This window comes from Oryzobacter terrae, from assembly GCF_042756445.1.
In the GTDB taxonomy this organism is placed as follows: Bacteria; Actinomycetota; Actinomycetes; order Actinomycetales; family Dermatophilaceae; genus Oryzobacter; species Oryzobacter terrae.
In genome coordinates this window covers 33,931-60,117 of sequence record NZ_CP170578.1, presented here as the reverse complement: position 1 = coordinate 60,117, position 26,187 = coordinate 33,931, and the positions used below count along the sequence as shown (strand labels likewise).

28 protein-coding genes and 4 tRNA genes are annotated in these 26,187 nt (G+C 73.7%); 7 read left to right on the top strand and 25 right to left on the bottom strand.

Translation table 11 applies throughout. From position 1 onward, the window contains the following. The first annotated feature begins 83 nt into the window (after positions 1 to 83). Positions 84 to 725 carry a TetR/AcrR family transcriptional regulator gene (locus ACFWN3_RS00305; RefSeq protein WP_377642297.1) on the top strand — a complete coding sequence of 214 codons (642 nt, stop codon included), beginning with the start codon at positions 84 to 86 and terminating at the stop codon, positions 723 to 725. A 90-nt stretch (positions 726 to 815) separates the two neighbouring features. Here the strand turns inward: ACFWN3_RS00305 and ACFWN3_RS00300 are convergent, their stop codons facing one another. The 6 genes from ACFWN3_RS00300 to ACFWN3_RS00275 form a co-directional block, all read right to left on the bottom strand. After that, complete coding sequence (locus tag ACFWN3_RS00300; protein WP_377642295.1) at positions 816 to 1,151, bottom strand: YnfA family protein; 336 nt, start codon at positions 1,149 to 1,151, stop codon at positions 816 to 818. Positions 1,152 to 1,174: 23 nt separating this feature from the next. Further along, entirely contained in the window at positions 1,175 to 1,969 is a 795-nt protein-coding gene (locus tag ACFWN3_RS00295; RefSeq protein ID WP_377642293.1) for a cation diffusion facilitator family transporter, read from the bottom strand. Further along, the gene (locus ACFWN3_RS00290) at positions 1,966 to 2,358 is read right to left on the bottom strand and encodes an ArsR/SmtB family transcription factor (RefSeq protein WP_377645656.1); all 393 of its coding nucleotides are present in this window, start codon (positions 2,356 to 2,358) and stop codon (positions 1,966 to 1,968) included. The genes ACFWN3_RS00295 and ACFWN3_RS00290 overlap by 4 nt, the downstream gene beginning before the upstream one ends. Before the next feature lie 83 nt (positions 2,359 to 2,441). Continuing rightward, a complete protein-coding gene (locus ACFWN3_RS00285) occupies positions 2,442 to 3,062 on the bottom strand; it encodes a maleylpyruvate isomerase family mycothiol-dependent enzyme (protein ID WP_377642291.1) in 621 nt (206 codons plus the stop codon). 68 nt (positions 3,063 to 3,130) lie between these two features. Further along, on the bottom strand, positions 3,131 to 3,634 hold the full coding sequence (locus ACFWN3_RS00280) for an SRPBCC family protein (protein WP_377642289.1): 504 nt from the start codon (positions 3,632 to 3,634) through the stop codon (positions 3,131 to 3,133). Then, positions 3,631 to 3,990, bottom strand: a complete 360-nt coding sequence (locus ACFWN3_RS00275; RefSeq protein ID WP_377642287.1) for an ArsR/SmtB family transcription factor — start codon at positions 3,988 to 3,990, stop codon at positions 3,631 to 3,633. Before ACFWN3_RS00275 ends, ACFWN3_RS00280 begins: the two co-directional genes overlap by 4 nt. A gap of 214 nt (positions 3,991 to 4,204) precedes the next feature. Between ACFWN3_RS00275 and mobF the strand changes: the two genes are divergently transcribed. After that, positions 4,205 to 8,173 carry a MobF family relaxase gene (gene mobF, locus ACFWN3_RS00270; protein WP_377642285.1) on the top strand — a complete coding sequence of 1,323 codons (3,969 nt, stop codon included), beginning with the start codon at positions 4,205 to 4,207 and terminating at the stop codon, positions 8,171 to 8,173. Between the two features lie 220 nt (positions 8,174 to 8,393). On the opposite strand, the gene ACFWN3_RS00265 is transcribed toward mobF, so the two are convergent. The 8 genes from ACFWN3_RS00265 to ACFWN3_RS00230 all read right to left on the bottom strand — a co-directional run bounded on the left by ACFWN3_RS00265 (position 8,394) and on the right by ACFWN3_RS00230 (position 13,295). Further along, positions 8,394 to 8,470: transfer RNA gene (locus tag ACFWN3_RS00265), tRNA-Val, on the bottom strand. A gap of 92 nt (positions 8,471 to 8,562) precedes the next feature. Further along, on the bottom strand, positions 8,563 to 9,009 hold the full coding sequence (locus ACFWN3_RS00260) for a PGPGW domain-containing protein (RefSeq protein WP_377642282.1): 447 nt from the start codon (positions 9,007 to 9,009) through the stop codon (positions 8,563 to 8,565). Next, a complete protein-coding gene (locus ACFWN3_RS00255) occupies positions 9,006 to 9,848 on the bottom strand; it encodes an aminotransferase class IV (RefSeq protein ID WP_377642280.1) in 843 nt (280 codons plus the stop codon). Before ACFWN3_RS00255 ends, ACFWN3_RS00260 begins: the two co-directional genes overlap by 4 nt. 3 nt (positions 9,849 to 9,851) lie before the next feature. Further along, a complete protein-coding gene (locus ACFWN3_RS00250) occupies positions 9,852 to 10,886 on the bottom strand; it encodes a chorismate-binding protein (protein ID WP_377642278.1) in 1,035 nt (344 codons plus the stop codon). Between the two features lie 14 nt (positions 10,887 to 10,900). Then, positions 10,901 to 11,512 carry an SRPBCC family protein gene (locus ACFWN3_RS00245; RefSeq protein WP_377642276.1) on the bottom strand — a complete coding sequence of 204 codons (612 nt, stop codon included), beginning with the start codon at positions 11,510 to 11,512 and terminating at the stop codon, positions 10,901 to 10,903. 35 nt (positions 11,513 to 11,547) lie between these two features. Next, entirely contained in the window at positions 11,548 to 11,874 is a 327-nt protein-coding gene (locus ACFWN3_RS00240) for a putative quinol monooxygenase (RefSeq protein ID WP_377642274.1), read from the bottom strand. Positions 11,875 to 11,920: 46 nt separating this feature from the next. Then, positions 11,921 to 12,430, bottom strand: coding sequence for a flavodoxin family protein (locus ACFWN3_RS00235; protein ID WP_377642272.1), 510 nt, complete (start codon positions 12,428 to 12,430; stop codon positions 11,921 to 11,923). Between the two features lie 52 nt (positions 12,431 to 12,482). Then, entirely contained in the window at positions 12,483 to 13,295 is an 813-nt protein-coding gene (locus tag ACFWN3_RS00230; protein WP_377642270.1) for a lysophospholipid acyltransferase family protein, read from the bottom strand. A gap of 167 nt (positions 13,296 to 13,462) precedes the next feature. Between ACFWN3_RS00230 and ACFWN3_RS00225 the strand changes: the two genes are divergently transcribed. Beyond that, entirely contained in the window at positions 13,463 to 14,074 is a 612-nt protein-coding gene (locus ACFWN3_RS00225; RefSeq protein WP_377642268.1) for a hypothetical protein, read from the top strand. Positions 14,075 to 14,135: 61 nt separating this feature from the next. On the opposite strand, the gene ACFWN3_RS00220 is transcribed toward ACFWN3_RS00225, so the two are convergent. The 4 genes from ACFWN3_RS00220 to ACFWN3_RS00205 form a co-directional block, all read right to left on the bottom strand. Continuing rightward, positions 14,136 to 14,209, bottom strand: a tRNA-Val gene (locus tag ACFWN3_RS00220). Between the two features lie 44 nt (positions 14,210 to 14,253). Then, positions 14,254 to 14,324, bottom strand: a tRNA-Cys gene (locus ACFWN3_RS00215). Positions 14,325 to 14,346: 22 nt separating this feature from the next. Beyond that, a tRNA-Gly gene (locus tag ACFWN3_RS00210) sits at positions 14,347 to 14,419 on the bottom strand. 83 nt (positions 14,420 to 14,502) lie between these two features. Further along, positions 14,503 to 15,609: a YihY/virulence factor BrkB family protein gene (locus ACFWN3_RS00205; RefSeq protein ID WP_377642266.1), complete on the bottom strand. Its 1,107-nt coding sequence runs from the start codon at positions 15,607 to 15,609 to the stop codon at positions 14,503 to 14,505. Between the two features lie 31 nt (positions 15,610 to 15,640). Between ACFWN3_RS00205 and ACFWN3_RS00200 the strand changes: the two genes are divergently transcribed. Continuing rightward, complete coding sequence (locus ACFWN3_RS00200) at positions 15,641 to 17,293, top strand: acyl-CoA dehydrogenase family protein (protein WP_377642264.1); 1,653 nt, start codon at positions 15,641 to 15,643, stop codon at positions 17,291 to 17,293. On the opposite strand, the gene ACFWN3_RS00195 is transcribed toward ACFWN3_RS00200, so the two are convergent. Next, complete coding sequence (locus ACFWN3_RS00195; protein WP_377642262.1) at positions 17,283 to 18,338, bottom strand: polyphosphate kinase 2 family protein; 1,056 nt, start codon at positions 18,336 to 18,338, stop codon at positions 17,283 to 17,285. The two genes, ACFWN3_RS00200 and ACFWN3_RS00195, sit on opposite strands and share 11 nt — an antisense overlap. A gap of 79 nt (positions 18,339 to 18,417) precedes the next feature. On the opposite strand from ACFWN3_RS00195, the gene ACFWN3_RS00190 reads away from it, so the two are divergent. Beyond that, the gene (locus ACFWN3_RS00190) at positions 18,418 to 19,164 is read left to right on the top strand and encodes a dihydrofolate reductase family protein (RefSeq protein ID WP_377642260.1); all 747 of its coding nucleotides are present in this window, start codon (positions 18,418 to 18,420) and stop codon (positions 19,162 to 19,164) included. 25 nt (positions 19,165 to 19,189) lie between these two features. Beyond that, on the top strand, positions 19,190 to 19,558 hold the full coding sequence (locus tag ACFWN3_RS00185; protein ID WP_377642258.1) for a hypothetical protein: 369 nt from the start codon (positions 19,190 to 19,192) through the stop codon (positions 19,556 to 19,558). Between the two features lie 189 nt (positions 19,559 to 19,747). Here ACFWN3_RS00185 and ACFWN3_RS00180 read toward each other — a convergent pair whose 3' ends face one another. Together ACFWN3_RS00180 and ACFWN3_RS00175 are read right to left on the bottom strand one after the other, a co-directional pair. After that, positions 19,748 to 20,947 (bottom strand): alpha/beta hydrolase family protein, encoded by a 1,200-nt coding sequence (locus ACFWN3_RS00180; RefSeq protein WP_377642256.1) that lies wholly within the window; start codon positions 20,945 to 20,947, stop codon positions 19,748 to 19,750. Next, the gene (locus ACFWN3_RS00175; RefSeq protein WP_377642254.1) at positions 20,944 to 23,112 is read right to left on the bottom strand and encodes an ATP-dependent DNA ligase; all 2,169 of its coding nucleotides are present in this window, start codon (positions 23,110 to 23,112) and stop codon (positions 20,944 to 20,946) included. Before ACFWN3_RS00175 ends, ACFWN3_RS00180 begins: the two co-directional genes overlap by 4 nt. Before the next feature lie 99 nt (positions 23,113 to 23,211). Here ACFWN3_RS00175 and msrB point away from each other — a divergent pair, with 99 nt between their 5' ends. After that, entirely contained in the window at positions 23,212 to 23,646 is a 435-nt protein-coding gene (gene msrB, locus ACFWN3_RS00170; RefSeq protein ID WP_377642252.1) for a peptide-methionine (R)-S-oxide reductase MsrB, read from the top strand. A gap of 60 nt (positions 23,647 to 23,706) precedes the next feature. On the opposite strand, the gene ACFWN3_RS00165 is transcribed toward msrB, so the two are convergent. From ACFWN3_RS00165 to ACFWN3_RS00150, 4 genes are read right to left on the bottom strand one after another with little or no spacing between them, the layout of a single operon-like run. Continuing rightward, positions 23,707 to 24,279: a TIGR03086 family metal-binding protein gene (locus ACFWN3_RS00165; RefSeq protein ID WP_377642250.1), complete on the bottom strand. Its 573-nt coding sequence runs from the start codon at positions 24,277 to 24,279 to the stop codon at positions 23,707 to 23,709. Then, the gene (locus tag ACFWN3_RS00160) at positions 24,276 to 24,758 is read right to left on the bottom strand and encodes an SRPBCC domain-containing protein (RefSeq protein ID WP_377642248.1); all 483 of its coding nucleotides are present in this window, start codon (positions 24,756 to 24,758) and stop codon (positions 24,276 to 24,278) included. Before ACFWN3_RS00160 ends, ACFWN3_RS00165 begins: the two co-directional genes overlap by 4 nt. Continuing rightward, positions 24,755 to 25,123 (bottom strand): ArsR/SmtB family transcription factor, encoded by a 369-nt coding sequence (locus ACFWN3_RS00155; protein ID WP_377642246.1) that lies wholly within the window; start codon positions 25,121 to 25,123, stop codon positions 24,755 to 24,757. Before ACFWN3_RS00155 ends, ACFWN3_RS00160 begins: the two co-directional genes overlap by 4 nt. 59 nt (positions 25,124 to 25,182) lie before the next feature. Next, positions 25,183 to 26,184: a hypothetical protein gene (locus ACFWN3_RS00150; RefSeq protein WP_377642244.1), complete on the bottom strand. Its 1,002-nt coding sequence runs from the start codon at positions 26,182 to 26,184 to the stop codon at positions 25,183 to 25,185. Positions 26,185 to 26,187: the final 3 nt, after the last annotated feature.

The following is a 26,187-nucleotide window of genomic DNA, read 5'->3' as shown; positions in this document are numbered from 1 at the left end:
ATCCCTCCAAAGTTGAACAATGTTGTACGGGTTACAAGAGGTAGGGTAACCCGAACATTCCCGTTCGGTTTATGGAGGTTGCCGTGGTCCGCTCACCCCAACCCTCCCGGGCGCGCGAACGCCGCGCTGATGCCGAGCGCAACGGCCACGCGATCCTCGACGCGGCGACCCGCGCCCTGACGGCGAACCCCGCGGCCAGCATGGCCGACATCGCCGCCGAGGCCGGGCTCGGCCGGGTCACCGTCTACGCCCACTTCGACAACCGCGAGACCCTCATCGACGCCGTCCTCGAGCGCGCGATCGCCAACGGCGAGACGATGCTCGACGGACTCGCCCTGCCCGAGGACCCCGCCGACGCGCTCGCCCTCGTCCTGACGTCCTCCTGGCAGCTGGTCAGCGAGGCCAACAAGCTCCTCGCGGCGGCCTCGACGGCCCTGCCACCGGACCGCATCCGAGAGCTGCACCAGGCCCCCGCAGCCCGGGTCACCGACCTGCTCCGCCGAGGACGCGACAGCGGATCGTTCCGCGACGACCTGCCCCTGGAGCCCCTCGTGACGATGATCCACGTCGTCATCAACGGTGCCGCGGCCGACGTCCGCGCCGGAACGCTGACCCCGGAAACGGCCGGCGACTTCATCACCGAAGTGGTCCTGAGCGCACTTCAGCCGAGCCGACCGAGGCCCGAGCTGCGTGGCCGACGACCCCGTGGACCGTCAGCGCCGTAGGGCCCACGGACACGACCCTGCCCGCGGTGGCCATGCCGCGGGTTTGCGCAGACAGATCACCATTCGGGCTCCGCGCACGCCTTGAGGCGCTCAGGTGGTTCGCGGTGCGTACATGATGACGGCAACGCCCACCAGGCACAGCAGGGCGCCGGTGACGTCGTAGCGGTCGGGCCGGAAGCCGTCGACGGCCATTCCCCACAGCAGCGACCCGGCGACGAAGACGCCACCGTAGGCGGCGAGGATCCGGCCGAAGTTGGCGTCGGGCTGGAGGGTGGCGACGAAGCCGTAGAGGCCGAGCGCGACGACCCCGGCGCCGATCCAGAGCCAGCCCCGGTGCTCCCGGACCCCCTGCCAGACCAGCCAGGCACCGCCGATCTCCGCGACGGCCGCAGCGACGAAGAGCACGACCGACCTCAGGGTGTCCATGGGTGGATGATCGCAGCGCCGGGTCAGCGCTCGGGCGGCGCGGTGGAGAGGGGCAGGGTGGTGCGCGCTCCCGGCTTGGGGGCACCGGCTGCCGGCGAGGGGTTGCTGCAGCAGCCGTCGATGGGGTCCACCGGGTCGTCGGTGCAGGCGCACCCGGCGTCGCCACGGGGGTCGTGGGCGGTGCCGACAGGGCTGCAGCATCCTTCCCCTCGCCAGGCGTCGCGGCCTTCGCGGATGGCGACGGCGGCGATGACGAGGCCGGCAATGGGGTCGGCCCAGGACCAGCCGAGGGTGGCGTTGAGGACCAGCCCGAGGAGTAGCACCGCGGACAGGTAGGTGCACAGCAGGGTCTGGGTGCCGTCTGCGACAACGGCGTTGGAGCCCAGCGCCCGACCGGTGCGGCGCTGCGCCCAGGACAGGAAAGGCATGATCACCAGGGACAGCGACGCGAGCACGATGCCGACGGTCGAGGAGTCGGGCTCGTGCCCGCTGACGAGAGCGCGGACGGACTCGACGCCGACGTAGGCGGCGAGGGCGAAGAACGAGATCGCCATGAGCCGCAAGGCGGTTCGCTCGCGGGACTCGGGCATCCGGTGGCGGAACTGCCAGAGGATGATCAGGCCGGAGGAGACCTCGACGATGGAGTCGAGGCCGAACCCGATGAGCGCCACCGAGCCGGCGACGACCCCGGCGGTGATGGCGATGACGGCCTCGACGACGTTGTAGGTCACCGAGGCACCGGCAAGCAGCTGCGCGCGCCTGCCCAGACGCTGCCGCTCGGAGACCGACAGCGGCGCCGGCCGGGTGGCCGCGGTCACGGGGCGGCGTCCTGGTCCAGGATGCCGGCGCCGTAGGTGTCGCACAGCACCACCCGGTCGCCGGTGAGGGCGAGGAGCCGCTCCGCGGCTCCCCACAGGTCCATCAGCTCGGCGGCGTGGTTGAGCGAGTAGACCGTGGCCCGCCCCTCCGCGCGCCCGGTGACCAGCCCGCAGTCGCGCAGGCAGGCGAGGTGCTTGGACACGGTGGACTGCGCGAGCCCGAGGTGGGACGTCATGTCCACGACCCGGTGCTCGCCCAGGGCCAGGTGCTGGAGGATCGCGATCCGGTTCGGGTCGCTGAACCCATGGAACAGGCACGCCGCCGCGGTGCGGCCATCCACGGCCTCCGACGCCTCCACCATCGAACCGATTTCATTCGGGATTGTCATCGTCATATGGCGATGATTATGGATGGTGGCGAGGAGGTCAAGTCTCGGGAGGAGCTTGAGTAGCGGCCGTGCGACGGCGTCGTCTACGCAGGTTGAAGCGACCAGGCCCGCTCCGACAGCGGCGTGACCCCGGGCCCGCTCAGGTCGCGCAGCGCTGGCACCCGGCCGGCGATCGCCATGAGGATCGCTTCCGCAGGGCCGCGAACCTCTGGTCCTGACCCGTGGGACCAGTCGACGTCGGTGGCCACGAACGACAGGCCCGCGGACAGCTTCCTGGCCGGGAGGACGAACGCAGCCGGCGCGTCCTCGAGCCCTTGGACGAGCCGCTCGGCGGGGATGGGCCGAGGCCGGCCCAGGGCCCTGCGGATGTCCTGGTGGTGGATGAGTCCGTCGAGGAAGGCGATGCGCCCGCCTGCGACGGCGGTCAACCCGCGGGGGCGCGGGTTCCGGCGGTAGGCCTCGAGGACCCGCTCGGCGGTGACGCTGGCGCCCTCGGCGACACCGACGGCGTTGGCCCCGTGGACACCGAGGCGGCCGCGCACCATCCGCGAGGCGACCCCAGCGACGGTGAGGTCGTCGTAGCTGACGACGTGGTTGGCCACGTCCTTGACCGACCAGCCGCGGCACAACGAGCCGGTCTCCCACCCGTCTGGTGCGAGGGTGGACAACAGCTCGGACAGCTCGGCTCGCTCTGCGGTGGCCATCGCCATGCGGTCGGTTCTGCTCTCACGGGCGGGCAGCGGACCGGTCGCTGGGTAGTCGTGCGCGGACGTCATGCCGTTGCCTCCGTCAGGTTGGCGTAGCGGGCGAGGTAGAGGGTCCAGCCAGCCGGGTCGTCGACGCCGGCGCGCGTCGACCCCCAGCCCGCGCCGTGCCGTTCGAGGTGACGGTGGACCAGCTCCACGCGGGTGGCCGAGTCGTCGGTGGCGGTGAAGGTGACCTCGACCTCGCTGGCCCTGCTCGGGTCGGTCTCGAGCTGCCAGGTGGGGCCGATGTCCCAAGAGAACACCACGCGTCGGGGCGGGTCGTAGGCCAGGACGCGCGCCCAGTCACAGCGACTGCCGTCCTGCGCAACGTCGTGGATCGTCCCGCCGACGTGGCGGTCCATGGACGTCTCGACGATCGGTGAGGCCAGGAGGTTGTGCTCCTTGGGCTTGAAGTCGTCGAACCGTCCGACGAAGACCTCGAAGGCCTCCGCCACCGGCAGCGGCACCGTGACGACTCGACGCACCTCCCCAGCGTCACCCGCAGCCTTCGGGATGACCTGTCCACTCATCTGATCTCCTCCACGTCGCGCTCGTCGCGGGCATCGCCCGCACCTGCACCAGCGGCCGCCGCCGCGGCCTCGTCGTACGACTCCAGGGCCCGTCTCCAGAACGTGTCGATCTGGTCGCGCAGCGCCGCCAGAGCCAGCGGCTCGAGCCGGTACACCCGTCGGGTTCCCACAGCGCGTTCCGACACCAGCCCGGCCTCGCGCAGGACCTTCAGGTGTTGGCTCACCGCCGGCCGGCTCACCGGCACCACCGACGCCAGCTCACCCACTGACGCCGGCTGCTCAGCCAGCCGCTCGACGATCGCCCGGCGCGTCGCGTCGCCGAGGACCGCTAACGCGTCGCTTCCGTTCGTCGCCACGAACGGTAAGTTTCCACTTACTGAAGGCCCAGTCAACCCCTCAAAGTCCCCAAACATCCCAGCGCCGGCATGACCCGAAGCCCGACGCCGTTTCAGTCGCACCACTCGATTCACGCACCAACTAAGCGACCACACACCCGGTGCATTGTCGGTCGTCTAGTCGTCGAGGACCTGACCCCGAGGGCCTGTTTCGCGGCATAGGGAGGGCGTGGCGATGAGCCTGCACAAGCTCACGGCCGGGTCGGGGTACACCTACCTGACCCGGCAGGTCGCCGCGCACGACCGCACCGGCGGGCCGCCCACCTCGTTGGCGTCGTACTACTCCGAGCGGGGCGAGAGCCCGGGACGGTGGGTGGGCTCGGGCGTCGCCGGCATCGACGGGCTCACGTCCGGGGACGAGGTGACCGCCGATCAGATGCGGGCCCTGTTCGGGTTCGGGCTGCACCCGCTCGCGGGCGACGAAGAACAGCGCTTGGAAGCGCCCCGGCTGCGCCCGAGTGACCGTGGCGCGGTGAGTCGGCTGGGGGTGCCGTACAAGGTCTACGCGGACGGGCCGACGCCCTTCCAGGTCGAGGTCGCCCAACGAGTCGCGGACCACGCGGCGTCCCTGGGGCAGCCGCCGGGGCGCCCGGTGGCGGTGCCGGACCGGGCCCGGATCCGCTCCCAGGTGGCCGCGGAGCTGTTCCGCGCCCAGCACGGTCGTGACCCCCGGGACCCGCGTGAGCTGTCCGGCGCGATCGCGAAACTCTCCCGCCCCAGGACCAGCGCCGTGGGCGGGTACGACCTGACCTTCTCCCCCGTGAAGTCGGTCAGCACCCTGTGGGCTCTCGCCCCACGGCAGGTCGCAGAGCAGATCGAGCTCGCCCACCACGACGCCGTGGCCGACGCCCTGGGGTTCATCGAGAAGCACGCCCTGTACACCCGGGAGGGCACCAACGGGGTCCGCCAGGTCGACGTGACGGGGCTGGTCGCAGCCGCGTTCACCCATCGCGACTCGCGCGCCGGGGACCCGGACCTGCACACCCACGTGGCCGTCGCCAACAAGGTCCAGACCCTGTCCGGGAAGTGGCTGTCCATTGACGGGCGCATCCTGTTCAAGGCCAAGGTCACCGCGTCCGAGACCTACAACACTGCGCTGGAGAACCACCTGCGCACGCGGCTCGGACTGGTCTTCGCCGAACGTCCGGACGCGGAGCGAGGCAAGCGAGCGGTCCGCGAGATCGTCGGGGTCGACGCGGCCCTGAACCACCGCTGGTCGACCCGCCGAGCCAGCATCGAAGCCCGCCGCGGCGAGCTGGTCACCGCGTTCCAAGGCGACCACGGCCGGCCGCCCGGGGTCGTGGAGGCGATCCTGCTCGCCCAGCAGGCCACCCTGGAGACCCGCGACGCCAAGCACGAACCGCGCTCTCTCGCCGAGCAGCGCGGCGCGTGGCGAGACCAGGCCGAAGAGGTCCTCGGCGGGTCCCGGGGGGTGTCGGCCATGGTGGCTGCCGCCCTGTCCGCCGCCCCTCGAGGTTCCAGGGCACCCGTGCTCGGTGTCGATGCGAGGTGGGTCCAGGACGTAGCCCGACGCGTGCGGGAGGAGGTCCAGGCGCGACGCGCAACGTGGCAGATCTGGCACGTGCGCGCCGAGGCCGCCCGTCAGGTGAGGGCGGCAAACCTGCCCGCCGACCAGGTCGCCACGGTCGTCGACCTGGTAACCCACCACTCCCTCGCCGGCTCCGTCCGGCTGACGGCCACCACCGACGGCGTCGAGGAGCCCCCACAGCTGCGCCGTGTCGACGGCTCCAGCGTCTACGAGGTCGCCGGCGCCGCGGTCTACACGAGCTCGGAGATCCTCGCCGCAGAACGGCGACTGGTCGACGTCGCCGGCGCCAGGGACGGGCACCGCGCCAGCGAGGACGCGGTCGCCCTCGCCCTGCTCGCGCAGGCCGCCAACGGCCGCACCCTCAACCCGGGCCAGGCCGCCCTGGTGAGCTCGCTGGCGACCTCCGGCGCCCGGCTGCAGCTCGCCATCGCCCCCGCAGGCGCCGGCAAGACCACCGCCCTGTGCGCCCTCACGGCCGCATGGCTCGAGGACGGCGGCACCGTCCTTGGTCTCGCCCCCTCGGCCGCCGCAGCGGCCGTGCTGCGCGAGCACACCGGCGCACCCACAGACACCCTCGCCAAGCTGACCTGGTCCATCACGCACGACGACCTGCCCGCCTGGGCTCAGGACATCGACCACCGCACCCTGGTGGTCATCGACGAGGCCGGGATGGCCGACACCCTCACCCTCGACACCGCCGTCACGTTCGTCACCTCACGCGGCGGGCAGGTCCGCCTGATCGGCGACGACCAGCAGCTCGCCGCCATCGGTGCCGGCGGCGTCCTGCGCGACATCGCCGCCACCCACGGCGCCGACCGCCTGAGCGAGCTGATGAGGTTCACCGACCCCGTCGAGGGCGCCGCCTCGCTGTCCCTGCGCGACGGCAACGCGACCGCCCTCGGGTTCTACCTCGACCACGACCGGGTCCACGTCGGCGACCTCGCCACCATCACCACCGACGCGTTCACCGCCTGGGCCGCCGACCGACTGCAAGGACGCGACGCCCTGATGCTGGCCCCCACCCGCGACCTCGTCGCCCAGCTGAACCAGCAAGCCCAGGCCCACCGCCTGCGCGGCAGCGACCCGGGGCGTGGGGCGCGACTCGCCGATGGCAACACCGCCCACGTCGGGGACACCGTCGTCACCCGCAGCAACGACCGCCGCCTGCGGGTGTCCGCGAGCGACTGGGTCAAGAACGGCGACCGCTGGACCGTCCGCCAGGTCCAAAGGGACGGAACGCTTGCGGTCCAGCACCTCCGTGGCGGTCGGCTCGTCACCCTCCCCCGCGAGTACGTCACGGCCGCCACCGAGCTCGGGTACGCCACGACCATCCACGGCGCCCAGGGACTCTCGGTGGACACCGCCCATGGCCTGCTCACCGGCGAGGAGACCCGCCAGCAGCTGTACACGATGCTCACCCGCGGCGCGGACGCCAACCACCTCTACGTCAAGGTCGTCGGAAACGGGGACCCGGAGGACGTGACGCTCCCCCAGAACCTGCTTCCGCCCACCGCGACCGACATCCTCGAGGACATCCTCGCCCGCGACGAAGCGCCCCTATCAGCGACCACGACCGCCGAGCACGAGGCCTCCGCCACGGTCCGGCTCGGCTCGGCAACCGCCCGCTACCTCGACGCCCTCCACGTCGCCGCCGAACACCATCTCGGCCCCGCCGTCACCGCCCGCGTCGACGCAGGCGCCCACCGGCTCGTGCCCGGTATCGGCGACGACGCGGCCTGGCCCACGCTGCGCGCCCAGCTGGTCCTGCTCGCCGCCACCGGGGCCGACCCCCTCGCCGCACTGCGTGCGGCCGTCGGCTCCCGTGAGCTCGACAGCGCCGATGACCGCGCCGCCGTCCTGCACTGGCGCCTCGACGCCCTCCGTGCGGGCACCGGCCCCTCGTCGCCCCTCCCCTGGCTGCCGGATGTCCCCACCGCCTTGCTCGAGGACCCACAGTGGGGCGCCTACCTCACCGCACGAGCAGGCCTGGTCCGGCAGCTCTCAGCCGACGTCGGTCGGCACATCACCGAGGCGGCCACCATGCCGCCCTGGTGGCGTCCTGGGCGTGCACTCCCCGCCCCCGACGTGCTCGGCGACCTCGCCGTGTGGCGAGCCGCAAGCGAGGTCGCCGACGGTGACCCACGCCCCACCGGGCCCAGACAGGTCACCAGGGCCGCGGCCCTGTGGCAGCACGACCTCGACGCCCGACTGGGCGACACCCAGGTCGGCACCCCCCAATGGACAGCCCTCCTGCACGCCCTGGTCCCCGGCACCCGCGGCGACGACCTCACTCCGCAGGTCGCCGAACGGCTCGCGACAATCGCCGACACGGGCACCGACGCGTACGCCCTGCTCCACAGGGCTGCCGCCGCGCCCCTCCCGGACGACCACGCCACCGCCGCCCTCTGGTGGCGCATCACCCGCCACCTGCCGCAAGCGGGCACGGACGGGGTCGACCAGACCCCGGCCCCGGGGGCCGCCGCACCCCACCCCGATGGGAACGGGCACGGAAGGCTTCGCCGCGCCGTCGAGGAGGGCGAACGGGCCGTCGCGGATCGGCGCGCCCGGCTGCCCGGCCCCGGCCGGCCGCGGTGACGGGAGCAGAATCCCGAACTTCTCGCCAGACCGATCGATGACGACCCGCCCAATGACGCGCGGAAACGCTTCCACCCCGGCGTCCACGTGCCGAACCATCGGTGGCACAAAAGTGACCGAAAGTGACCGTTCAGGACATCTGATCCGACACGTATCCGACACGTTTGGAAGCGACACGGCCCCTGAATCTGCGTTTTCGCAGGTCAGGGGCCGTGCAATATGGTGGATGTGGAGGGACTCGAACCCCCGACCTCTCGCGTGTGAAGCGAACGCTCTAACCAGCTGAGCTACACATCCGGGTGCCGGTGCGGCCTGCCGAGGATATACGGACCCGCGCGGGCTCCGGAAATCGGAGCCGGGCTGCCGCTGCGACGCGCGGTGCGGCGACCTCAGAGGCCGGCGTTGACGTGCAGCCAGCCGGTGACCGACTCGGGGACGAACCCCGGGACGCCGGAGAACCGGAGCACGAGCCAGACCGCCCCACCGACGACGAGGGCGCACCCCAGCCCGAGCAGTCCCTTGACCCACCACGGCTGGACCTTGGCCCACGACTCCCAGGCCCGGACCTTCTCCTTGACGAAGGTGAGCAGCCGTGCGGCGAGCTCGAACTCCGACGCCCACACCGCGATGCCGAGGATGACGATGAGCCATCCCGGCCCGGGCAGCGGGACGAGCGCGAGGCCGCCGACGACGAGGACGAGGCCGGCCGTGAACACCAGGCCCCGCCAGACGCGCAGCGAGTGCGGGTTCGCCCGGATCCGGCGGCGCCACTCCCAGTCCTTGTCGTCGTCGCTGGGGTCGCGCAGCACCGGGTTCGGGGACGTCCGCTCGCTCACGGGTCCATCCCCTTCTCGACGTACCGGTCCCAGACCTCGCGCACCCGGGTCGACACCGGTCCCGGGAGCGGGAGGGCCCGGCCGTCGACGGCCGAGACGGGGTGCACGTCCTTGATCGACGAGGTGAGGAAGACCTCGTCGGCCCGCCCGAGGACGTCGAGCGGCAGCGCCTCCTCGCGGACCTCGAGGTCCTCGCGGGCGCACCACTCGAGGACGAGCTCGCGGGTGATCCCGGCGAGGCAGCCGCTGTCGAGCGGCGGGGTGCGCACGACGCCGTCGGTGACGACGAAGACGTTGCTTCCGGTCGCCTCGCACAGCTCGCCGCGGGTGTTCGCGAACAGGGCCTCGACGGCGCCCTGCTCCTTGGCGCGGGCGAGCGCGATGACGTTGTCGGCGTAGGAGGTGGTCTTCAGGCCGGCGGTCGCCGCGCGCTCGTTGCGCACCCACGGGACCGTGACGACGGCCCCCCCGGGCTCCGGGCGGGGGTGCGGGACCGCCGTGACGATGGTGGTCAGGGCGGAGTCGAGCCGGTCGGAGCCGAGCGGCCCGCGACCGCCGGTGACCGTGACGCGCAGCCGACCGAAGTCGATGGGCTCGCCCGTGAGGACGGCCTCGACCCCCTCGCGCACGAGGTCGTGGTCGGCCGGCGGGAGGCCGAGGCCCGCCATCGTGCGGTCGAGGCGGCGCAGGTGGCGCGTCATCGCGAACGGGACGCCGCCGTCGATCTTCGCCGTCTCGAACGCGCCGTCACCCACGGTGACCCCGTGGTCGACCGCGCTGACCGCCGGCGCGGCGGCGTCGACGAGGGCGCCGTCGACCCAGACCCTGATCCCACTCATGCGCTACACCCTCCCAGACACGACGTCGGCACCCGAGGCGATCCCGACCAGACGCGCCGCCTTCAGCTCGGTCTCGTCCCACTCGTGAACGGCCACGCTGCCCCAGGTGATCCCGGCACCGGTCCCGAACCTGAGGACGCGACGGCCCTCGGCGGTGCGGTCGGCCCAGAACGTGCGGATGCCGACGGCGAGCTCGGCCTCGTGGCGGTCGGCGTCGACCCACCCCACCGCGCCGCAGTACGGGCCCCGCGGTGTCGGCTCGAGGTCGGCGATGGCGAGGAGGGCGGTGTGCTTCGGCGCGCCGCTCACCGAGCCCGGCGGGAAGGTCGCGCGGAGGATCTCGGCCCACCCGACGCCCTCGCGCAGCCGGCCGCTGACGTCGGAGACGAGGTGGACCAGCCCGGGGTGCTGCTCGGCCCGGCAGAGGTGGTCGACCTCGACGGTCCCGGGGCGGCTGACCGGGGCGAGGTCATGGCGCACGAGGTCGACGATCATGACGTTCTCGGCGTGGTCCTTGGCGAGCAGGCCCTCCGCCGTGGGTGCGGTGCCCTTGATGGGCCGTGAGGTCAGCCGGTCGCCGCGGCGCACGAGGAACGCCTCCGGTGAGGCGCACGCGACCTCGAGCCCCGCCTCGGGCAGGTCGATCGTCGCCGCGTACGGGGCCGGGTTGCCCGCGGCGAGGAGGGCGCCGAGCGCGGCGACCGAGGCGTCCTCGGGGAGGTCGTGCTCGAGGACGCGGCAGAGGTTCACCTGGTACACCGTGCCCGCGGCGATCCGGTCGCGGATCTCGTCGACCCCGGCGACGTACGCGTCACGGTCCAGGCTCGTGCGCCACGGCCCGTCGAGGGCGGCCCACTCCCCCGGCTCGGCCGCCGCCGGCGAGCGGTCGACCTCGGCCATCCGCACGGCGGTCAGGTCCCCCTCGAAGGTCAGGACGACGACCCAGAAGCCCTCGGTCAGGTCGGCCGGGTCGTGGGTGGTGGCCGTGACCCCGCGGGCCACGACCGTCCCGAACCTCGCCTCCGACACGCCCCGCATCGTATGCGTCCGGCTCAGCCCCCGGCGCCGGCGTCGCGGGCGTCGCCGCCGTCGCGGGCCCGTGGGTCCCGGGCGTCGCGTTCGGCGAGGTCGCGCAGGGTGTGCAGCTGGCGGCGCATCATCACGAGGTCTCCCCAGGCCAGCGCCAGCGACCGCGACCGCTCGACGACCCCGGGGCCGCCGCCCCGCCCTCCTCCGTGGCGACCGCCCTGGCGCACGACACCGAGCAGCCGGGTCGCGGTGCGGCCGGGCTCGACGGCGTAGGTCATCGTCACGCGCCCGAAGGCGCGCTCCGCGCCGCTGCCGGGCGGGGTCGCCGCGGTGAGGCCGCGACCCGGCGCGACCTCGACGACGTCGAAGACCCCGGCGACCCGGTCGCCGACGCCCAGGGGCGGCAGGTGGGTCGCGAGCCGCCGGGGGCTCCGGCGGCCGAGGTTGTCGAGCAGGTCGTAGCTGTACGGCGCGAGGCGCAGGTTGCCGAGCCAGGCGTCGACGAGCTCGGGTGGGGCGGCGACGTCGACGGCGCGCAGCAGGCGAACGGCGGGGTCGGGTTGGAGGACGTCGCATGGCCAGCGGTGCGCCACCTCGTCGGGTGTCGCGCCCCAGACCCACGGCAGGTCGCCCACCGGCCCTCCTCTCGGTCGCCCCTGACCGGTCCGGTTCAGTCGCGGACGGCCATCTCCCCGAGCTCGGACCAGTCGGTCCCGGGCACGGTGGTGTTGACGATCCGCGGAGTCGCCGCCAGGTAGGCGGGGAGCTCGCTCGTGGCGGTGCGGAAGTGCGCGCTCGCCACGTGCGCCCCACCGGCCTCGTCGTCGCGGAACGCCTCGACGAGGACGTACTCCGTGGGGTCGTCGAGCCGTCGCGACCAGTCGAACCACAGGCAGCCGTCCTCGGCGCGGGTCGCCTCGGTGAACGCGCGGGAGATCTCGGGCCAGTCGTCGGCGTGCTCGGGCTTGATCGGGAAGACGGCGGTGATGAAGATCATCGGCTCTCCTGGCGGTGCGGCTCGGGGTCGGCGGTCACCCTCGACGCTACCCGTGGGACCCGACCGCCTCCGCCACCGCACGACCCCAGGCGCGCGCCCGGGCGAGCTCGCCGTCGAGCAGCGGCCCCTCGGTGCCCTCGACCCAGAAGCTCTCCGGGGGTGCCGCGCGGCGCAGGCCGTGTCGCCTGGCCTCGCGCCCCGCGCTGCGGGCGGCCGAGCCCGGCAGGTGCCGGACCGCCGAGACGCGCGTGTCGAACGTCGCCACGGCCGCGGACGACCGCGGCAGCTCGGAGAACCACTCGCGCAGCCCGCGCTCGAGGGTGCCGCTCGTGCCTCCCTGTCCCCGCGCGTCACGACGGGTCGACTCGCGGGTCATCGAGAAGGCGTGCGTCGGGCCCCCGGCGACGAGGAGGTCGACGCCGTGGAGGTCGGGCGGCGCGGCGCCCACCGCGGCGACGTCGACGGGCATCACGTCGGCGACGCCCGCGGCGACCTCCCGCGCGACCTGCTCGGTGTTGCCCCAGTGGGACTCGTAGACCACCAGTGCTCGTGCCATCTCGACCTCCGAGGGGGCGGTCCCCGGTCGGGCACCAGGCCCCACCACCACGCTATGCCCGTTCGGTCCCGGCGCCGCTGTCTCGTCGGTCACGTCGGGCCCGGTGCAGCAGGCCGTCGGCCCGCTGCACCGCCTCGTGGTCGAGCCGGCGCGCGTGCCGGGCGTCCGGGGCGCCGCCCCCGAGGACGGCCGGCCACCACCAGGCGGCCCGCGGCGAGACCGGCGGGTCGGGGTAGCGGGCCAGCAGGTCGGCCAGGAGGTCGGTCACGGCGGCGTGCCAGCGGTCGGTGAGGTCTGCGGCGTCCTCGCCCGGCCCCGGGTGCAGCGGCTCCCCCACGGCGACCCCGACCCACCGCCCGCGCCGCAGCGACACCCTCGGCCCGACGGTGAGGACGCGGTGCAGGCCCCAGTGGGCGACGGGGACGAGCGGCGCACCGGACGCGAGGGCGAGGTGCGCGGCCCCGAGGCGGAGGTCGTCGCGCTCCTTGAGGTGGAAGGCGTGGCCGATCGTCGCCTCGGGGTAGACGCCCACGACCTCGCCGTCCCGCAGCAGTCGCCGGGCCCTCCGGGCGGCGACGGCGCCGCTGCGGCGGTCCACCGGGACGTGACCCATGGCGCGCATCAACGGTCCGGCCACGGGCGCCCGGAAGACCGACTCCTTGGCCATGAAGCGCACGAGACGGCCCCGCTGCACGCCCGGCAGCCCGACGACCGCGAAGTCGGCGAAGCTCGCGTGGTTGGCCGCCACCACGGCGGGACCCGCGACCGGGAGGTGCTCCGCACCGGAGACCTCGACCCGCAGCCCGAGCAGCCGGAAGAGCACCCGGCAGGCCCGGATGACGACGCGGTAGGTGAGGTCTGGCACCCCGGTGGTTCGGAGCGCTTGGCCTCCCGGTTGGGGTGCCGGAGCCCGCCGGTACCACCGGGGGACACCGCCCATCCGGGCCAGAGACACCGGCGCCGACCCGGCGTACCGTCGGTCGGTGGACCACTCAACGCCGAGGAGGCCCACGAGATCGATCGGAGGTCGGGATGTTCATTCAGGTCATCCAGGGGATGTGCTCGGACGAGCCGACACTGCGCGGCCACCTGGACCGCTGGAAGGAGGACCTCGCCCCCGGCGCCGACGGCTGGCTCGGCGGGACCTACGGCATGACCGACGACGGCCAGTTCGTCGGCGTCGTGCGCTTCGAGTCCCGCGAGGCCGCGGCGCGCAGCTCGCTGCGGCCCGAGCAGGGGGCGTGGTGGGAGGAGGCCAGCCGCTGCTTCGACGGCGAGGTCACCTTCCACGACTGCGACGACGCCATCCTCATGCTCGACGGCGGCTCCGACGACGCCGGCTTCGTCCAGGTCATCCAGGGCCGGGTCGAGGACGCCGACCGCTTCCGCGCGTTCATGTCGCAGCCGATGGACATGCTGCAGCAGGCCCGCCCGGAGATCATCGGCGGCACCATCGCCATCGACGCCGACGGCTTCTTCACCGAGACGATGTCCTTCCGCAGCGAGGACGAGGCCCGCAAGGGCGAGCAGATGGAGATGCCCGACGAGATGGCGGCGCAGTTCGACCGCGAGATGGAGCAGGTCACGGACATGCGCTACCTCGACCTGCACCACCCGTGGTTCGCCACGGCGATGCGCCGGTAGCACCGGGTCGCCGGGAGCACGAAGAAGCCCGCCAGGCGTGCTGCCTGACGGGCTTCGTCCGTGGACGCGAGAGGACTCGAACCTCCGACCCCCACCGTGTCAAGGTGGTGCGCTAACCATCTGCGCTACGCGTCCGTGGGTGCTGCTGTCTCATGTACTTCTCGTGCGGGTCCTGCTCGAGGTGGAGACGGGATTTGAACCCGTGTACGCGGCTTTGCAGGCCGCTGCCTCGCCTCTCGGCCACTCCACCGTGGGGGCGGCTACACCCTCCGAGCGGATGACCGGGTTCGAACCGGCGACCTCAACCTTGGCAAGGTTGCGCTCTACCAACTGAGCTACATCCGCGCACCCACCTCACGACTCCCTCGCGGGACTCGCTTGCGTGCTCGGAGACAGTATCCGATGGCCGCGACGTTCTCCAAACCGGCTCAGCGCTCGACGTCGACGCTGTCCCGGTCGGCCGTGCGGGACTCCCGGGCGATGGGCGTGAGCGGTCCCTTGGCGGCCTCGCGCAGGCTCGTGAGGCCGAGTGTCGTCTCCTCGTCGGGGTCGCCGTAGTCGTCGAACGGGTCGCCCCAGCGCCTCCCCGACACCCGCCGGTGGTGCCGGTCGCGGACCCAGGCGCCGAAGCGCTCGTGGAGGCTGCGCTCCTCCTCCGCGGGCCACAGCTCACGGATCGCCGCGTTGAGCGCCGCCCCGATGAGGACGGCGATCGCGAGGGCGTAGAGCCAGATGAGCAGGACGATCGGGGCCGAGAGCGGCCCGTAGATCGAGGTGCCGCCGAGGGAGGCGGCGATCGTCCCGCGCACGACGTAGGAGGCGAGGAGCCAGATGACGAGCGTGAGGGCGGCGCCGGGGACGTCGCGCAGCCAGGGCGAGCGGCGCGGGGTCGACACGTGGTACAGGCTCGTGAGGCCACCGACGGTCAGCAGGGTGACGAGCGGCCAGTAGAGGTTGACCAGGGGGTCCCACGCGTCCGGGAGGAAGCCGCTGATGGCCGTCGGCCCGAGGAGCACGAGCGGGATCGTCACGATGCCGAGGACGAGCGCGAGGACGTAGAGCGAGAAGGACAGGGCGCGGGTCTGCACGATCCCCCGCACCCCGGACTGCCCGTACATGATCGAGATCGTGTCGACGAAGACGTTGAGGGCGCGAGAGCCCGACCACAGCGAGAGGAGGAAGCCGAGGGAGATGAGGTCGAAGCGGCCGTCGCGGAAGACGTCGTCCACCGTGGGCCCGAGGGTGCCGTCGATGACGTCGGCCGTGAGGAACTGCGCCGCGTACTTGTTGATGGCGGTGCGCACCTGCTCGACGGCGGCGCTGCCGAGCCAGTCGCCGACGTAGCCCAGGCCGCCGAAGAGCCCGAGGACGAGCGGCGGCAGCGACAGCAGGGCGAAGAACCCGGCCTCGGAGGCGAGGCCGGTGACGCGGTAGCGGAGGCAGACCCGCACCGTCGCGATGACGAGCCGGGCCAGCGTGAGCAGTCCCGGGACGCGGGCGAGCGCCCGCCGGAGGCGCCGCTTGGCGTCGGTCATGCGCCCACGGTAACCGCCGTACGCTCGGCTCATGCGGACCCACGTCGTCACCAACGTCGTCGCGGCCCCCCGCGACCTGCACGTCCTGCGCGCCGACGCCGCGCTGTCCGAGGCCGTCGAGCGCTGGGTGACCCCCCACGACGCCGACGGGGCGGCCGCCCTCGACGACCTCGGCGCCCTCGCCGGCAGCGACGACGCCCGGGCGTGGGGCGAGGACGCCGAGCGGGTGCCGCCGGTCCTGCGGACGCACTCCCCCACCGGCGAGCGGCTCGACGAGGTGACCTACCACCCGGGCTACCATCGCCTGCTCGAGGTGGCGGTGGGCGCCGGCCTCACCGCCGAGCCCTGGACCCGGCCGCAGGGGTCGGGGGCCCACGCGCGCCGGGCGGCCGGATTCCTCGTGTGGTCGCAGGTCGACGCCGGGCACCTGTGCCCCGTCTCGATGACCTACGCCGCGGTCCCCGCCCTGCGGACCGAGCCGGCCGTCGCCGAGCAGTGGGTCCCCGGCCTCGCCGCCCGCGCCTACGACCCGGGGCTGCGCCCGGCCGCGACGAAGGCCGGGCTCACGGTCGGGATGGGGATGACCGAGAAGCAGGGCGGCAGCGACGTGCGGGCCAACACGACCCGGGCGGTCGCCGCGCCGGGCGGGCCGCTCGTCGGCGACACCTACCGGCTCACCGGCCACAAGTGGTTCTGCTCGGCCCCGATGAGCGACGGCTTCCTCGTCCTCGCCCGGACCGACGCGGGGGTCGGGTGCTTCCTCGTGCCCCGCGCCCTCGACGACGGGCCGCGCAACGACATCCGGGTGCAGCGGCTCAAGGACAAGCTGGGCAACCGCTCGAACGCCTCCTCCGAGATCGAGCTCGACGGGACCTGGGGCGTGCGGGTCGGTGACGAGGGCCGCGGCATCCGCACCATCATCGACATGGTCGCCTCGACCCGGCTCGACTGCGTCGTGGGGTCGGCGGCCACGATGCGTGCCGCCCTGGTGCGCGCGGTGCACCACGCCCGCCACCGCTCGGCCTTCGGGGCGCTCCTCGTCGACCAGCCGCTCATGCGCAACGTCCTCGCCGACCTCGCCCTGGAGTCGGAGGCCGCGACGCTGCTGGCGCTGCGCCTCGCCCACGCCGTCGACGCCGGTGAGGGCGAGCTGGGCCGGCTCGCGGTGGCGCTGGGCAAGTTCTGGGTGTGCAAGCGGACCGCCCCGATGGTCGCCGAGGCGCTCGAGTGCCTCGGCGGGAACGGGTACGTCGAGGAGAACGGGCTGGCCCGGCTCTACCGCGAGGCGCCGCTCAACTCCATCTGGGAGGGCTCGGGCAACGTCAACGCCCTCGACGTCGTGCGCGCCCTCACCCGCGAGCCGGCCGCGGTCGCGGCCCTCGGCACCGAGCTGGCGCTCGGCCGTGGCCATGGCGGTGTCCTCGACGCCGCGATCGACGAGTGCGACACGGTGGCCGCGCGCGCCCTGGGGCCCGACGGCGCCTGGGAGGCGCGGCGCCTCGTCGAGCACCTCGCGGTCACCCTGCAGGCGACCCTGATGGTGCGCCACGCGCCGGGGCCCGTCGCCGACGCGTTCGTCACCAGCCGCCTCGGGGGCGCCCACGGCACGACGTTCGGCACCCTGCCGCCCACGGTGGGTGGCGCCGCGGTCGACCTCCTGCTCGAGCGCGCCCTCAGGGCGTGAGGGCGAGGCGGGCCCGCTCGGCCTCGACGTCGAAGTCGGCCGCGGGCCACTTCGGGTCCATCGCCTCGAGGTGCTCGAGGAGCAGGTTCGTCACGGCCAGCCGGGCGTACCACTTGTGGTCGGCCGGGACGACGAACCACGGCGCGGCGTCGGTCGAGCACTTCTCGAGCACCGCCTGGTAGGCCTCCATGTAGTCGGCCCAGTGGCCGCGCTCGTCGAGGTCGCCGGGGTTGTACTTCCAGTACTTGTCCTCGCGCGAGAGGCGCTCGGTGAGCCGTGCCTTCTGCTCCTCGCTGGAGATGTGCATCATCACCTTGACGATGACCGTGCCGTCGTCGACGACGCCCTGCTCGAAGGCGTTGATCTGCCCGTAGCGGCGCGACCACGTCGTGCGCGGCACGAGGTCGTGGACGCGGACGATGAGGACGTCCTCGTAGTGGCTGCGGTCGAAGACGCCGAGGTCGCCGGGACCGGGGAGCGCGCGCCGGATGCGCCAGAGGAACGGGTGGCGCTTCTCCTCGGCACTCGGGGCCTTGAACGAGGTGATCGAGACGCCCTGCGGGTCGACGGCGCCGACGACGTGCCGCATGATCCCGCCCTTGCCCGAGGTGTCCATCCCCTGGATGACGAGCAGCACCGACCGGGTGCCCCCGCCCTTGGACTCGGCGTACAGGCGCTCCTGGAGGTCGCCGACGCGCTTCTGGAGGTCGGCCATGACCGCCTCGCCGTCGGCCTTGTCACCGGTGAAACCGGGGGTGGAGCCCGCGTCGAGGTCGGCGAGCGAGAAGGTCGGGCCGACGCGCAGCACCTCGCTCCACGTCACGGGCTTTACCGCGTCGTCGTCGCGCGCCTTGGCGGCCTTCTTGCGCTTCTTCTCGGCCTTCCTGGCCGCCTTGCCCGACAGCGCGGCGTCGGGCGTGACCCCCTGGGCCGGCAGCGCGTCCTTCCCGCCGGCCGTCGCGGTGGCGTCGCCGCCCTTGCCCTTCGACGTCTTGGCCTTCTTCGACGTCTTGGTCTTCTTCGACGTCTTCGCTCCGGAGCCCATCGCCGCATCCTGTCAGAGCCCGGCCCCCGGCGGGGCCGCGCTGCGCGACGGCCGGAGCGCACCTGAGAGACTCCCCGACATGCGCGTCCTCCTCGACCCGCGTCGGCCCGGGTCGCCGGGGGCGCGCGTGACGGCCTCCGAGCTCGCCGACCTCTACGCCTTCCCGGGCGGGCGTCGCTGGGTGCGAGCCAACTTCGTCTCCACGCTCGACGGCTCGGCGGTCGGGGCCGACGGGCGCAGCGGGACCATCAACACCCCGCCCGACAAGCGGGTCTTCGCGCTGCAGCGCGACCTCGCCGACGCCGTGCTCGTCGGGGCGGGGACGGTGCGGGCCGAGGGCTACCAGCGGGTGCGGCCGTCGCGCCGGCGCCGCGTGCCGCCGGCGCTCGTCGTCGTCAGCGCGTCGGGACGGGTCCCGGAGGGTCTGCGCTCCCCCGTCGAGGGACGAGGGGCAGGGCTCTTCGTCACGTGCGCCGCCGCCGGTGACCGACGCATCGCCCGGGCCCGCTCGGCGCTCGGGACCGACGCGGTCGTCGTCGCCGGGGACCGCGAGGTCGACCTCGCCGAGGCGGTCGGGGTCCTCGCCGACCGCGGCCTGCGCCACCTCCTGTGCGAGGGCGGGCCGACCCTGTTCTCCTCGGCCCTGGCGGCCGGCGTCGTCGACGAGCTGGCCCTCACCCTCGCGCCGACCCTCGTGGGCGGACGGGCCCGCCAGATCACCGCGGGTCCGCCGCTCGAGGCACCCGAGGGTGTGGCGCTGAACCCCCGGCTGCTCGTCGAGGAGGCCGGAACCGTCCTCGGCCTCTGGCGGGTCACCCGGCACTGAGTCGCGGCGGCCTATCGTCGGAGGGGTGCGGACCACCTTCGTCCACGAGGCGCTGCTCTCCCTCGACACCGCGGGAGACGAGCGGGCGCCCGGCGGCGCGGTCACCCTCGAGCTGTGCGGGTCGTGGGACCACCCCGGCCCGTGCCCGGTGGCCCCGCACCACACCGCCGTCCACCGTGAGGGCGCCGCGGGCGACCTCCGCGTGCGCGTCCTGTTCGCCTGCGACCCGGCGGGCGAGGACGCGGTGCGCCGCCGGGTCGTCGAGGCCCTCGGCACCGGCGAGCTCGTCGGACCCGACGGCGCCTCGACCCGCTGGGACCTGCGGCGCCACGGCCCCGGCGTCGTGCTCGCGGACGAGCTCGAGCACGCGGAGCGCCTCACCGGCGAGCCCTGACCGGCGGCCGCCCGCCCCCGCGCGCCGGTCGAGGTCGCGCGACATGCCCACGACCGGCCTCGACCTTCGGCATGTCGCGCGATCTCGAACCGGGGGCGAGGGTGAGCGGCGGCAGGCCACGTGGAGGCCGGGCGAGGGCGGGGTGAGGGGGCGTGCGCGGGCGCGGCCACGCGAGGTGAGGGTGACCCGTCAGCCGGAGGCGAACTCGCGCACGAGCGACTCCCAGCGCTCGGGCTCGGTGTTCCACTCCTTGCAGTGCCGTGCGACGTGCCACTCCTCGAACCGGACGAGGTCGGGCCGGGCGGCGGCCAGGGCACGCGATGGCCCGGCGGGGACGAACTCGTCGTCGGCGGAGTGGACGAGCAGGACGGGATGGCGCAGCTCGTCGGCCCGGTGGACCCAGTCGGTCTGCGCGAGGTCGACGCCCTCGTGCACGCCGACGAGTCGGTGTCCCCACCGCTGGCGCATCATCGAGCGGGCCAGGGAGCCGACGTGGCGGGGCAGCCGGTGCTGACGGGCGTGGTGGGCGAGGACGTCGCCCCAGTCGATGACCGGGCCGTCGAGGACGACCCGCGAGACGAGCCGCGCCAGCGGTGAGCGGTCGAGCATCTGCAGCACGATGGCGCCGCCCATCGACCAGCCGCCGAGGAGCACCTCGGTGGCCCCGCGCGCGACGGCGTCGACGACGGCCGCCTCGACGTCGCGCCACTCCGAGAGCCCGAGGGCGTAGCGGCCGTCGGCGCCCTCGGGCACCCCCTCGTCGTTGCGGTAGGTGGGGACGAGGCAGGTCCACCCCTCGTCGAGGAGGGGGGTCATCATCCGGATCGTCTCCTCGCGGCGGGCACCGCGCCCGTGGACGAGGACGGCCCAGCGGCCGGGGTCGCCACCGCCGGGTGGCCGGACGACCCACGCCGGCATGTCGCCGAGCTCGCCCTCGTAGGTGACGTGCTCGGTGGGGACGCCGATGCTGACGTCGGGCGGCCCGCCGTGGAAGTAGGGGTTCCACCGGGCGCTGCCCGGCGCGAGGTACCCCCGGTCGACCGCGACGAGCTCGCGCTCGACGGTCCCGGCGGCGGCGTCGACACCCACGACGTCACCGACGCGCACGTGGCCCCAGCCGTCCTCGATCCACAGGCCGTACCGTCCCGGCACGACGGTCTCGGGGGTGATGCCGAGGGTGACCGTGCGCGAGCCCGCCGCCCGGACGACGACGTCGTCGGGTCGCTGCCGGTCGGGGGTGAGGACACGGCGCGCGAAGTACGCCGCCGCGGCCAGGGACCCCGCACCGCTCGCGACGGCCGTCGTCACCCCGACCGCGGCCCCGGCGGTGGCGGCCCGGCGCGTGCGGCTGCGCGGCGGCGACCCCGGCGCCGGCGACTCGGGGGTCACGCACCACCACCGGACAGCACGGCGGACAGGTCGTAGGAGACCGGCTCGTCGAGCTGCTCGTAGGTGCAGTCGGCCGGGTCCTTGTCGGGGCGCCACCGGACGAACTGGGCGGTGTGCCGGAAGCGCACGCCCTCCATGTGGTCGTAGCGCACCTCGACGACGCGCTCCGGGCGCAGCGGCGTGAACGACAGGTCCTTGCCGGCGGCCCAGCGGCTGCCGGCGGCGTTCTGCGGGGTGCGGTTGCCCTCCTCCTGCCTCGCCCACGCCCAGGGGTGCTCGTCGAAGTCGGTGACGAGCGGCTGGAGCTCCTCGAAGAGCTCGTGCCGCCGCGCCATCGGGAACGCCCCGATGACGCCGACCGACACGAGCGTGCCCTGGGGGTCGTGGATGCCGAGGAGGAGCGAGCCGATGACGTCGTCGCCCGACTTGTGCGTGCGGTACCCCGCGACGACGCAGTCGGCGGTGCGCTCGTGCTTGATCTTGAGCATCGTGCGCTTCTCGGGCTCGTAGGGCCCGTCGACCGGCTTCGCCACGAGTCCGTCGAGGCCGGCGCCCTCGAACTCGGTGAACCAGCGCGCGGCGACGTCGCGGTCGGCGGTGGCCGGGGTGAGGTGGATGGGCGCCTGCGCGTCGGTGAGAGCCTGCTCGAGCAGGGCGCGGCGCTCGGCGAAGGGCCGGCCCATGAGGTCGTCGTCGCCGAGGGCGAGGAGGTCGAAGGCGACGAAGCGCGCCGGGGTCTCGACCGAGAGCTTCTTGACCCTGCTGGCCGCCGGGTGGATCCGCTGGCTCAGCAGGTCGAAGTCGAGGAGGTCCTCCCCCGGCCGGACGACGATGATCTCGCCGTCGACGACGCACCTCTGGGGGAGGTTCGCGAGGGCGGCCTCGACGACCTCGGGGAAGTAGCGCGTCATCGGCTTCTCGTTGCGGCTGCCGATCTCGACGCGGTCACCGGAGCGGAAGATGATCGACCGGAAGCCGTCCCACTTCGGCTCGTAGACGACCTCGGTGGACTTCAGCGCGGCGGCGTCGAGGCCCTTGACCGGTTTGGCCAGCATCGGCGAGACCGGCGGGACGACGGGCATCCCCCACTCCTCGCGCAGGGCGGCGTCGCGCTCGGCCTTGGGTGCCATGTACTCGTCGTCGGCCTTGTCGGTGCGCCGTTTGCTCGGCTGCACCCGCGGGGGCTCTCCCGGCATCTTCGGGTAGTCGGGCGGGAAGTTCAGCTCGCCGAGGCCGCGCTCGGCGACGTCGCGGTCCCACAGCGCGATGGCGGCCGCGACGTCACCCACGGCCCCGTCGATGTCGGCCCACGCGTCACCGCGGTCCTCGAGGACGTCGGGCACGGTGAGGACGGTGAAGTCGCCGGGGCTCACCGTGGACAGCTCGGACCAGGACACCGGCATCGAGACCGGGGCGCCGGGCAGCGGGCGAGGGCTGTACGCCGAGGCGATGGTGCGGTCGCGGCAGGCCTGGTTGAAGTCGACGAAGACCCGCTCGCCGCGCTCCTCCTTCCACCACGACGTCGTGACGAGGTCGGGGAGGCGGCGCTCGAGCTCGCGGGCGATGCCGATGACGCCGTGCCGGACGTCGAGGAACTCGTGGGTGGGGGCGACGCGGGCGTAGACGTGGACCCCGCGGTTGCCGCTCGTCTTGGCCCAGCCGGTGAGGCCGATCTCGGTGAGCAGCTCGTTGAGGGCGTGCGCGGCCTCGACGGCGTCGGAGAAGGTGCGGCCCGGTTGCGGGTCGAGGTCGATCCGCAGCTCGTCGGGGTCGTCGTTGTCGGCGGTGCGCACCGGCCACGGGTGGAAGGTCACGGTGTTCATCTGGATCGCCCACACGGCGGCCCCGACCTCGTCGACCACGAGCTGCGCGTGCCGCCGGCCGCTGGGGTACCGGCACGAGACGGTGCGCACCCAGTCGGGCATCCCCTTGGGCGGGTTCTTCTGGTAGAACTCCTCGCCCTCGATCCCCTCGGGGAACCGCTGCAGGGTGACCGGCCGGTCGCCGATGTGGTGGAGGAGCGGGTCGCCGACCGCGACGACGTAGGCCGCGAGGTCGCCCTTGGTGATGCCGGCGTCGGGCCACATGACGCGGTCGGGACTGCTCAGCCGCACCTGACGGGGGCCGTCGGGTCCCTCGACCTCCATCACCTGGGCGTCCGCCATGCCGCGACTCTAACCAGCCCGACCGACGGCGCGGGCCGGGACGCGGGCCAGACCCGCTCCCTCGGGAACCAACGGCGCCGCCGTACTGTTGACCGCACCATGACGATGAAGCCCACCGACCGCGAGTACACCGTCGAGCGCACCGAGGACGAGTGGAGGGCCACCCTCTCCCCCGAGGAGTACCAGGTCCTCCGCCAGGCCGGCACCGAGCGCCCCTTCGTCGGTGAGTACACCGACACCAAGACCCGGGGCGTCTACGCCTGCCGGGCGTGCGGGGCCGAGCTGTTCGCCTCCGACACCAAGTTCGAGAGCCACTGCGGCTGGCCCTCCTTCTACTCCCCGCTGGCCGGCGAGAGCGTCGAGTACATCGAGGACCGCTCGCTCCCTGGCCGCCCGCGCGTCGAGGTCCGCTGCGCCTCGTGCGGCAGCCACCTCGGGCACGTCTTCGAGGGCGAGGGGTACGACACCCCCACCGACCAGCGCTTCTGCATCAACTCGATCAGCATGACGCTGCGCCCGGCCGACCAGGCCTGACCCGCAGCACGCGACGCGCCTGCCGACCCGTCGGCGGGGGCGTCGCCGTGTCCGGGCGGCTCAGGGGCGCCAGGCGGGGTCGCGGCCGATGAAGCCCATGAGCCGGTCCTGGACCGGGGCGTCGTCGGCGACGGGGACCCGTGGGCCGTACTGCCCCGACGACCGGAGCAGCTCGTCGATGGGCGCCATGCCCTCGAGCATCTGCGCGCACGTGTCGGCGTCGAGGGTGTCGTCCTGCCCGGTCGAGCGGGCGAGGTCCCACGTGTGCATGAAGACGTCGGACGTGTAGAACTGGTCGATCGCCCGGGCCAGCGGATGGTCGCCGGTGTGGGGGTTGGAGAAGGTGCGCCCGGCGGTCTCGGGGTCGTCGAGGACGCCCTGCACGGCCGCGGCGTGCGCGTCCCACGCGCCGACCGGGTCGTCGTCGACCGACGGACCGGGGGGCAGTCGCAGCCCCGTGCCGCCCTCGAGGAAGCCCGGGAACCACTCGACGAGGTGGCGGACGACGTCGCGCGCGGCCCAGCCGTCGACGGGGGCGGGGGTGTCCCAGTCGGTCGCGCCGTGGACGGCCTCGGAGAACCGCCGCGAGACGGCACGGTGGCGCTCGGCCGGCTCGCTCGGCAGCGGGCTCACAGCTCCCCTGCCTCGAGCATGCGGTCGATGGCCGCGTACCCGTCCCTGACCCCGGTCTCCATCCCGCTGGCGAGCCAGCCGTCGCGGGCCTCGAAGGAGTCGCAGAGGCTCTGCGCGTGCAGGAGGGTGCGCCCGTTGCCGAGGTCCTCGAAGGTCAGCGTCTCCAGGGCCACGCCCTCGGGCATGCCCTCCCAGGTGAAGGTCTGGACGATCCGGCCCTCGGTCACGGTGTGGAAGCAGCCGCGGAAGCCCGTCGAGAAGTCGTCGCGTCCGGCGGTGTAGCGCCACGAGCCGCCGTCGCGGGCGTCCCAGTAGTCGATGTCGGCGCCGATGTCGGCCGGACCGACCCAGCGCGAGAAGACCTCGGGGTCGGTGTGTGCCCGGAACAGCTGCGCCGGCGTGGCGGCGAACTCGCGGTAGATGTGGATCATCGGGACGTTCTCGTCCGCCTCGATGCGGGCCTCGGTCGTCGTCGTCATGATGCGTGTCCTTCCTTCTCCTCGTGCTGGGGCAGCGGGTTCCCGTGCTCGTCGAGCCCGGCGAGGACGGCGTCGAGCCGCTGGTAGCGCTCCTCCGCCTGGCGCCGGTAGCGCTCGATCCACTTCGTCATGAGGTCGAAGACCTCGGCCTCGAGGTGCACCGGGCGGCGCTGGGCCTCGCGGCTGCGGCTCACCAGGCCGGCGTCCTCGAGCACCTTGAGGTGCTTGGACACCGCCTGGAGCGACACGTCGTACGGCTCGGCCAGCGCGTTGACCGTCGCGTCGCCGACCGACAGCCGCGAGACGATGTCGCGCCGGGTCGGGTCCGCGAGGGCCGCGAAGACCTTCGACAGCTCGTCGGCCATGGCACTCTCCTGTTCAACCGGGTGGTTGAACAGAACCTAGGGCGCCGCCTCCCCCGTTGTCAACCCTCTGGTTGAGGACGGTGCGCCGACGTCACCGCCGACCGGAGGGCGGCCCAGGTCGTGCGAGAGTCCTCGTCGTCGACGTGCGGCGCGTGGAGGTCGCGGACGGCGAGCGCGACGTCGGCCAGGTCCCACCGCAGGGCGTGGGCCCGGAGCAGCTCGGCGTCGAGGACGGTTCCGGTGCCGGACGCGTACCGCTCGGCGGCCCCCGGGTCCTCCCCCACGATCCGCCACAGGTCCCGTTCCGGTGGCGCGAGGAGCACGGTGTCCCAGTCGACGAGGACGACCCCGCGGTCGCGCGTCACGAGCGTGTTGGCCCGGTGCGGCTCGCCGTGGGTCAGGACGAAGCGCGACCGGTCGGCGCCCCCGACGAGGGCGTTGTGCGCGTCGAGGAGATCCAGCACCGCGGCCCCGTGGTCGCGGACCAGGTGCCACGCCTCCTCGGCGAAGGGGCCGGCGACCCACCGCGGGCCGGGGTCGTCGAGGCGGGCGCGGAGCTCGTCGGCGAGCGGGACGGCGAGGTCGTCCTCGAGGACGTCGTCGCGGCAGCCGGTGACGCGGTGGAGCTCGACGAGCCGGTCGACGACGGCCGTGCGGTGGGTGCCGTCCTCGTAGGGGCCCCACCCGAAGGCGTGCCCCTCGACCCGCGGGTGGAGCGCCAGGGCGAACGAGTCGTGGAGCCGGACGAGGACCGAGCCGTCGTCGGCGCGGACCGGGGGGACGACCCAGCCGAGCCCGGCGTCACCGAGGGACGCCGCCGTGGCGAGCGCCGCCCGCAGCCGGGCGAACGGGGCGTCGAGCGGCTCGTCGTGGTGGTGGCGGCGCGTCCTCAGGTCGTCGGCGGTGGCGAACCAGCGGCGCCCGTCGGCCGTGCGCACCCACCAGTGGTGGCTGCCGAAGCCGACGGGGGCGTGCTCGACCGCCTCGACGTCGAGGTCCCACCCCCAGATGAGGGCGGCGGCGACCTCGGCGTCGGTGAGGTCCTCGGGCCGGGTGAACACCCC

Coding starts and splice junctions, on each gene's coding strand:
- mobF (WP_377642285.1), top strand. CDS start 4,205: ATGAGCCTGCACAAGCTCACGGCCGGGTCGGGGTACACCTACCTGACC.
- ACFWN3_RS00255 (WP_377642280.1), bottom strand. CDS start 9,848: ATGAGTGGGATCAGGGTCTGGGTCGACGGCGCCCTCGTCGACGCCGCC.
- ACFWN3_RS00280 (WP_377642289.1), bottom strand. CDS start 3,634: ATGAGTGGACAGGTCATCCCGAAGGCTGCGGGTGACGCTGGGGAGGTG.
- ACFWN3_RS00225 (WP_377642268.1), top strand. CDS start 13,463: ATGTTCATTCAGGTCATCCAGGGGATGTGCTCGGACGAGCCGACACTG.
- ACFWN3_RS00200 (WP_377642264.1), top strand. CDS start 15,641: ATGCGGACCCACGTCGTCACCAACGTCGTCGCGGCCCCCCGCGACCTG.
- ACFWN3_RS00240 (WP_377642274.1), bottom strand. CDS start 11,874: ATGATCTTCATCACCGCCGTCTTCCCGATCAAGCCCGAGCACGCCGAC.
- ACFWN3_RS00190 (WP_377642260.1), top strand. CDS start 18,418: ATGCGCGTCCTCCTCGACCCGCGTCGGCCCGGGTCGCCGGGGGCGCGC.
- ACFWN3_RS00160 (WP_377642248.1), bottom strand. CDS start 24,758: ATGACGACGACGACCGAGGCCCGCATCGAGGCGGACGAGAACGTCCCG.
- ACFWN3_RS00155 (WP_377642246.1), bottom strand. CDS start 25,123: ATGGCCGACGAGCTGTCGAAGGTCTTCGCGGCCCTCGCGGACCCGACC.
- ACFWN3_RS00175 (WP_377642254.1), bottom strand. CDS start 23,112: ATGGCGGACGCCCAGGTGATGGAGGTCGAGGGACCCGACGGCCCCCGT.
- ACFWN3_RS00205 (WP_377642266.1), bottom strand. CDS start 15,609: ATGACCGACGCCAAGCGGCGCCTCCGGCGGGCGCTCGCCCGCGTCCCG.
- ACFWN3_RS00290 (WP_377645656.1), bottom strand. CDS start 2,358: ATGACAATCCCGAATGAAATCGGTTCGATGGTGGAGGCGTCGGAGGCC.
- ACFWN3_RS00195 (WP_377642262.1), bottom strand. CDS start 18,338: ATGGGCTCCGGAGCGAAGACGTCGAAGAAGACCAAGACGTCGAAGAAG.
- ACFWN3_RS00235 (WP_377642272.1), bottom strand. CDS start 12,430: ATGGCACGAGCACTGGTGGTCTACGAGTCCCACTGGGGCAACACCGAG.
- msrB (WP_377642252.1), top strand. CDS start 23,212: ATGACGATGAAGCCCACCGACCGCGAGTACACCGTCGAGCGCACCGAG.
- ACFWN3_RS00285 (WP_377642291.1), bottom strand. CDS start 3,062: ATGGCCACCGCAGAGCGAGCCGAGCTGTCCGAGCTGTTGTCCACCCTC.
- ACFWN3_RS00250 (WP_377642278.1), bottom strand. CDS start 10,886: ATGCGGGGCGTGTCGGAGGCGAGGTTCGGGACGGTCGTGGCCCGCGGG.
- ACFWN3_RS00300 (WP_377642295.1), bottom strand. CDS start 1,151: ATGGACACCCTGAGGTCGGTCGTGCTCTTCGTCGCTGCGGCCGTCGCG.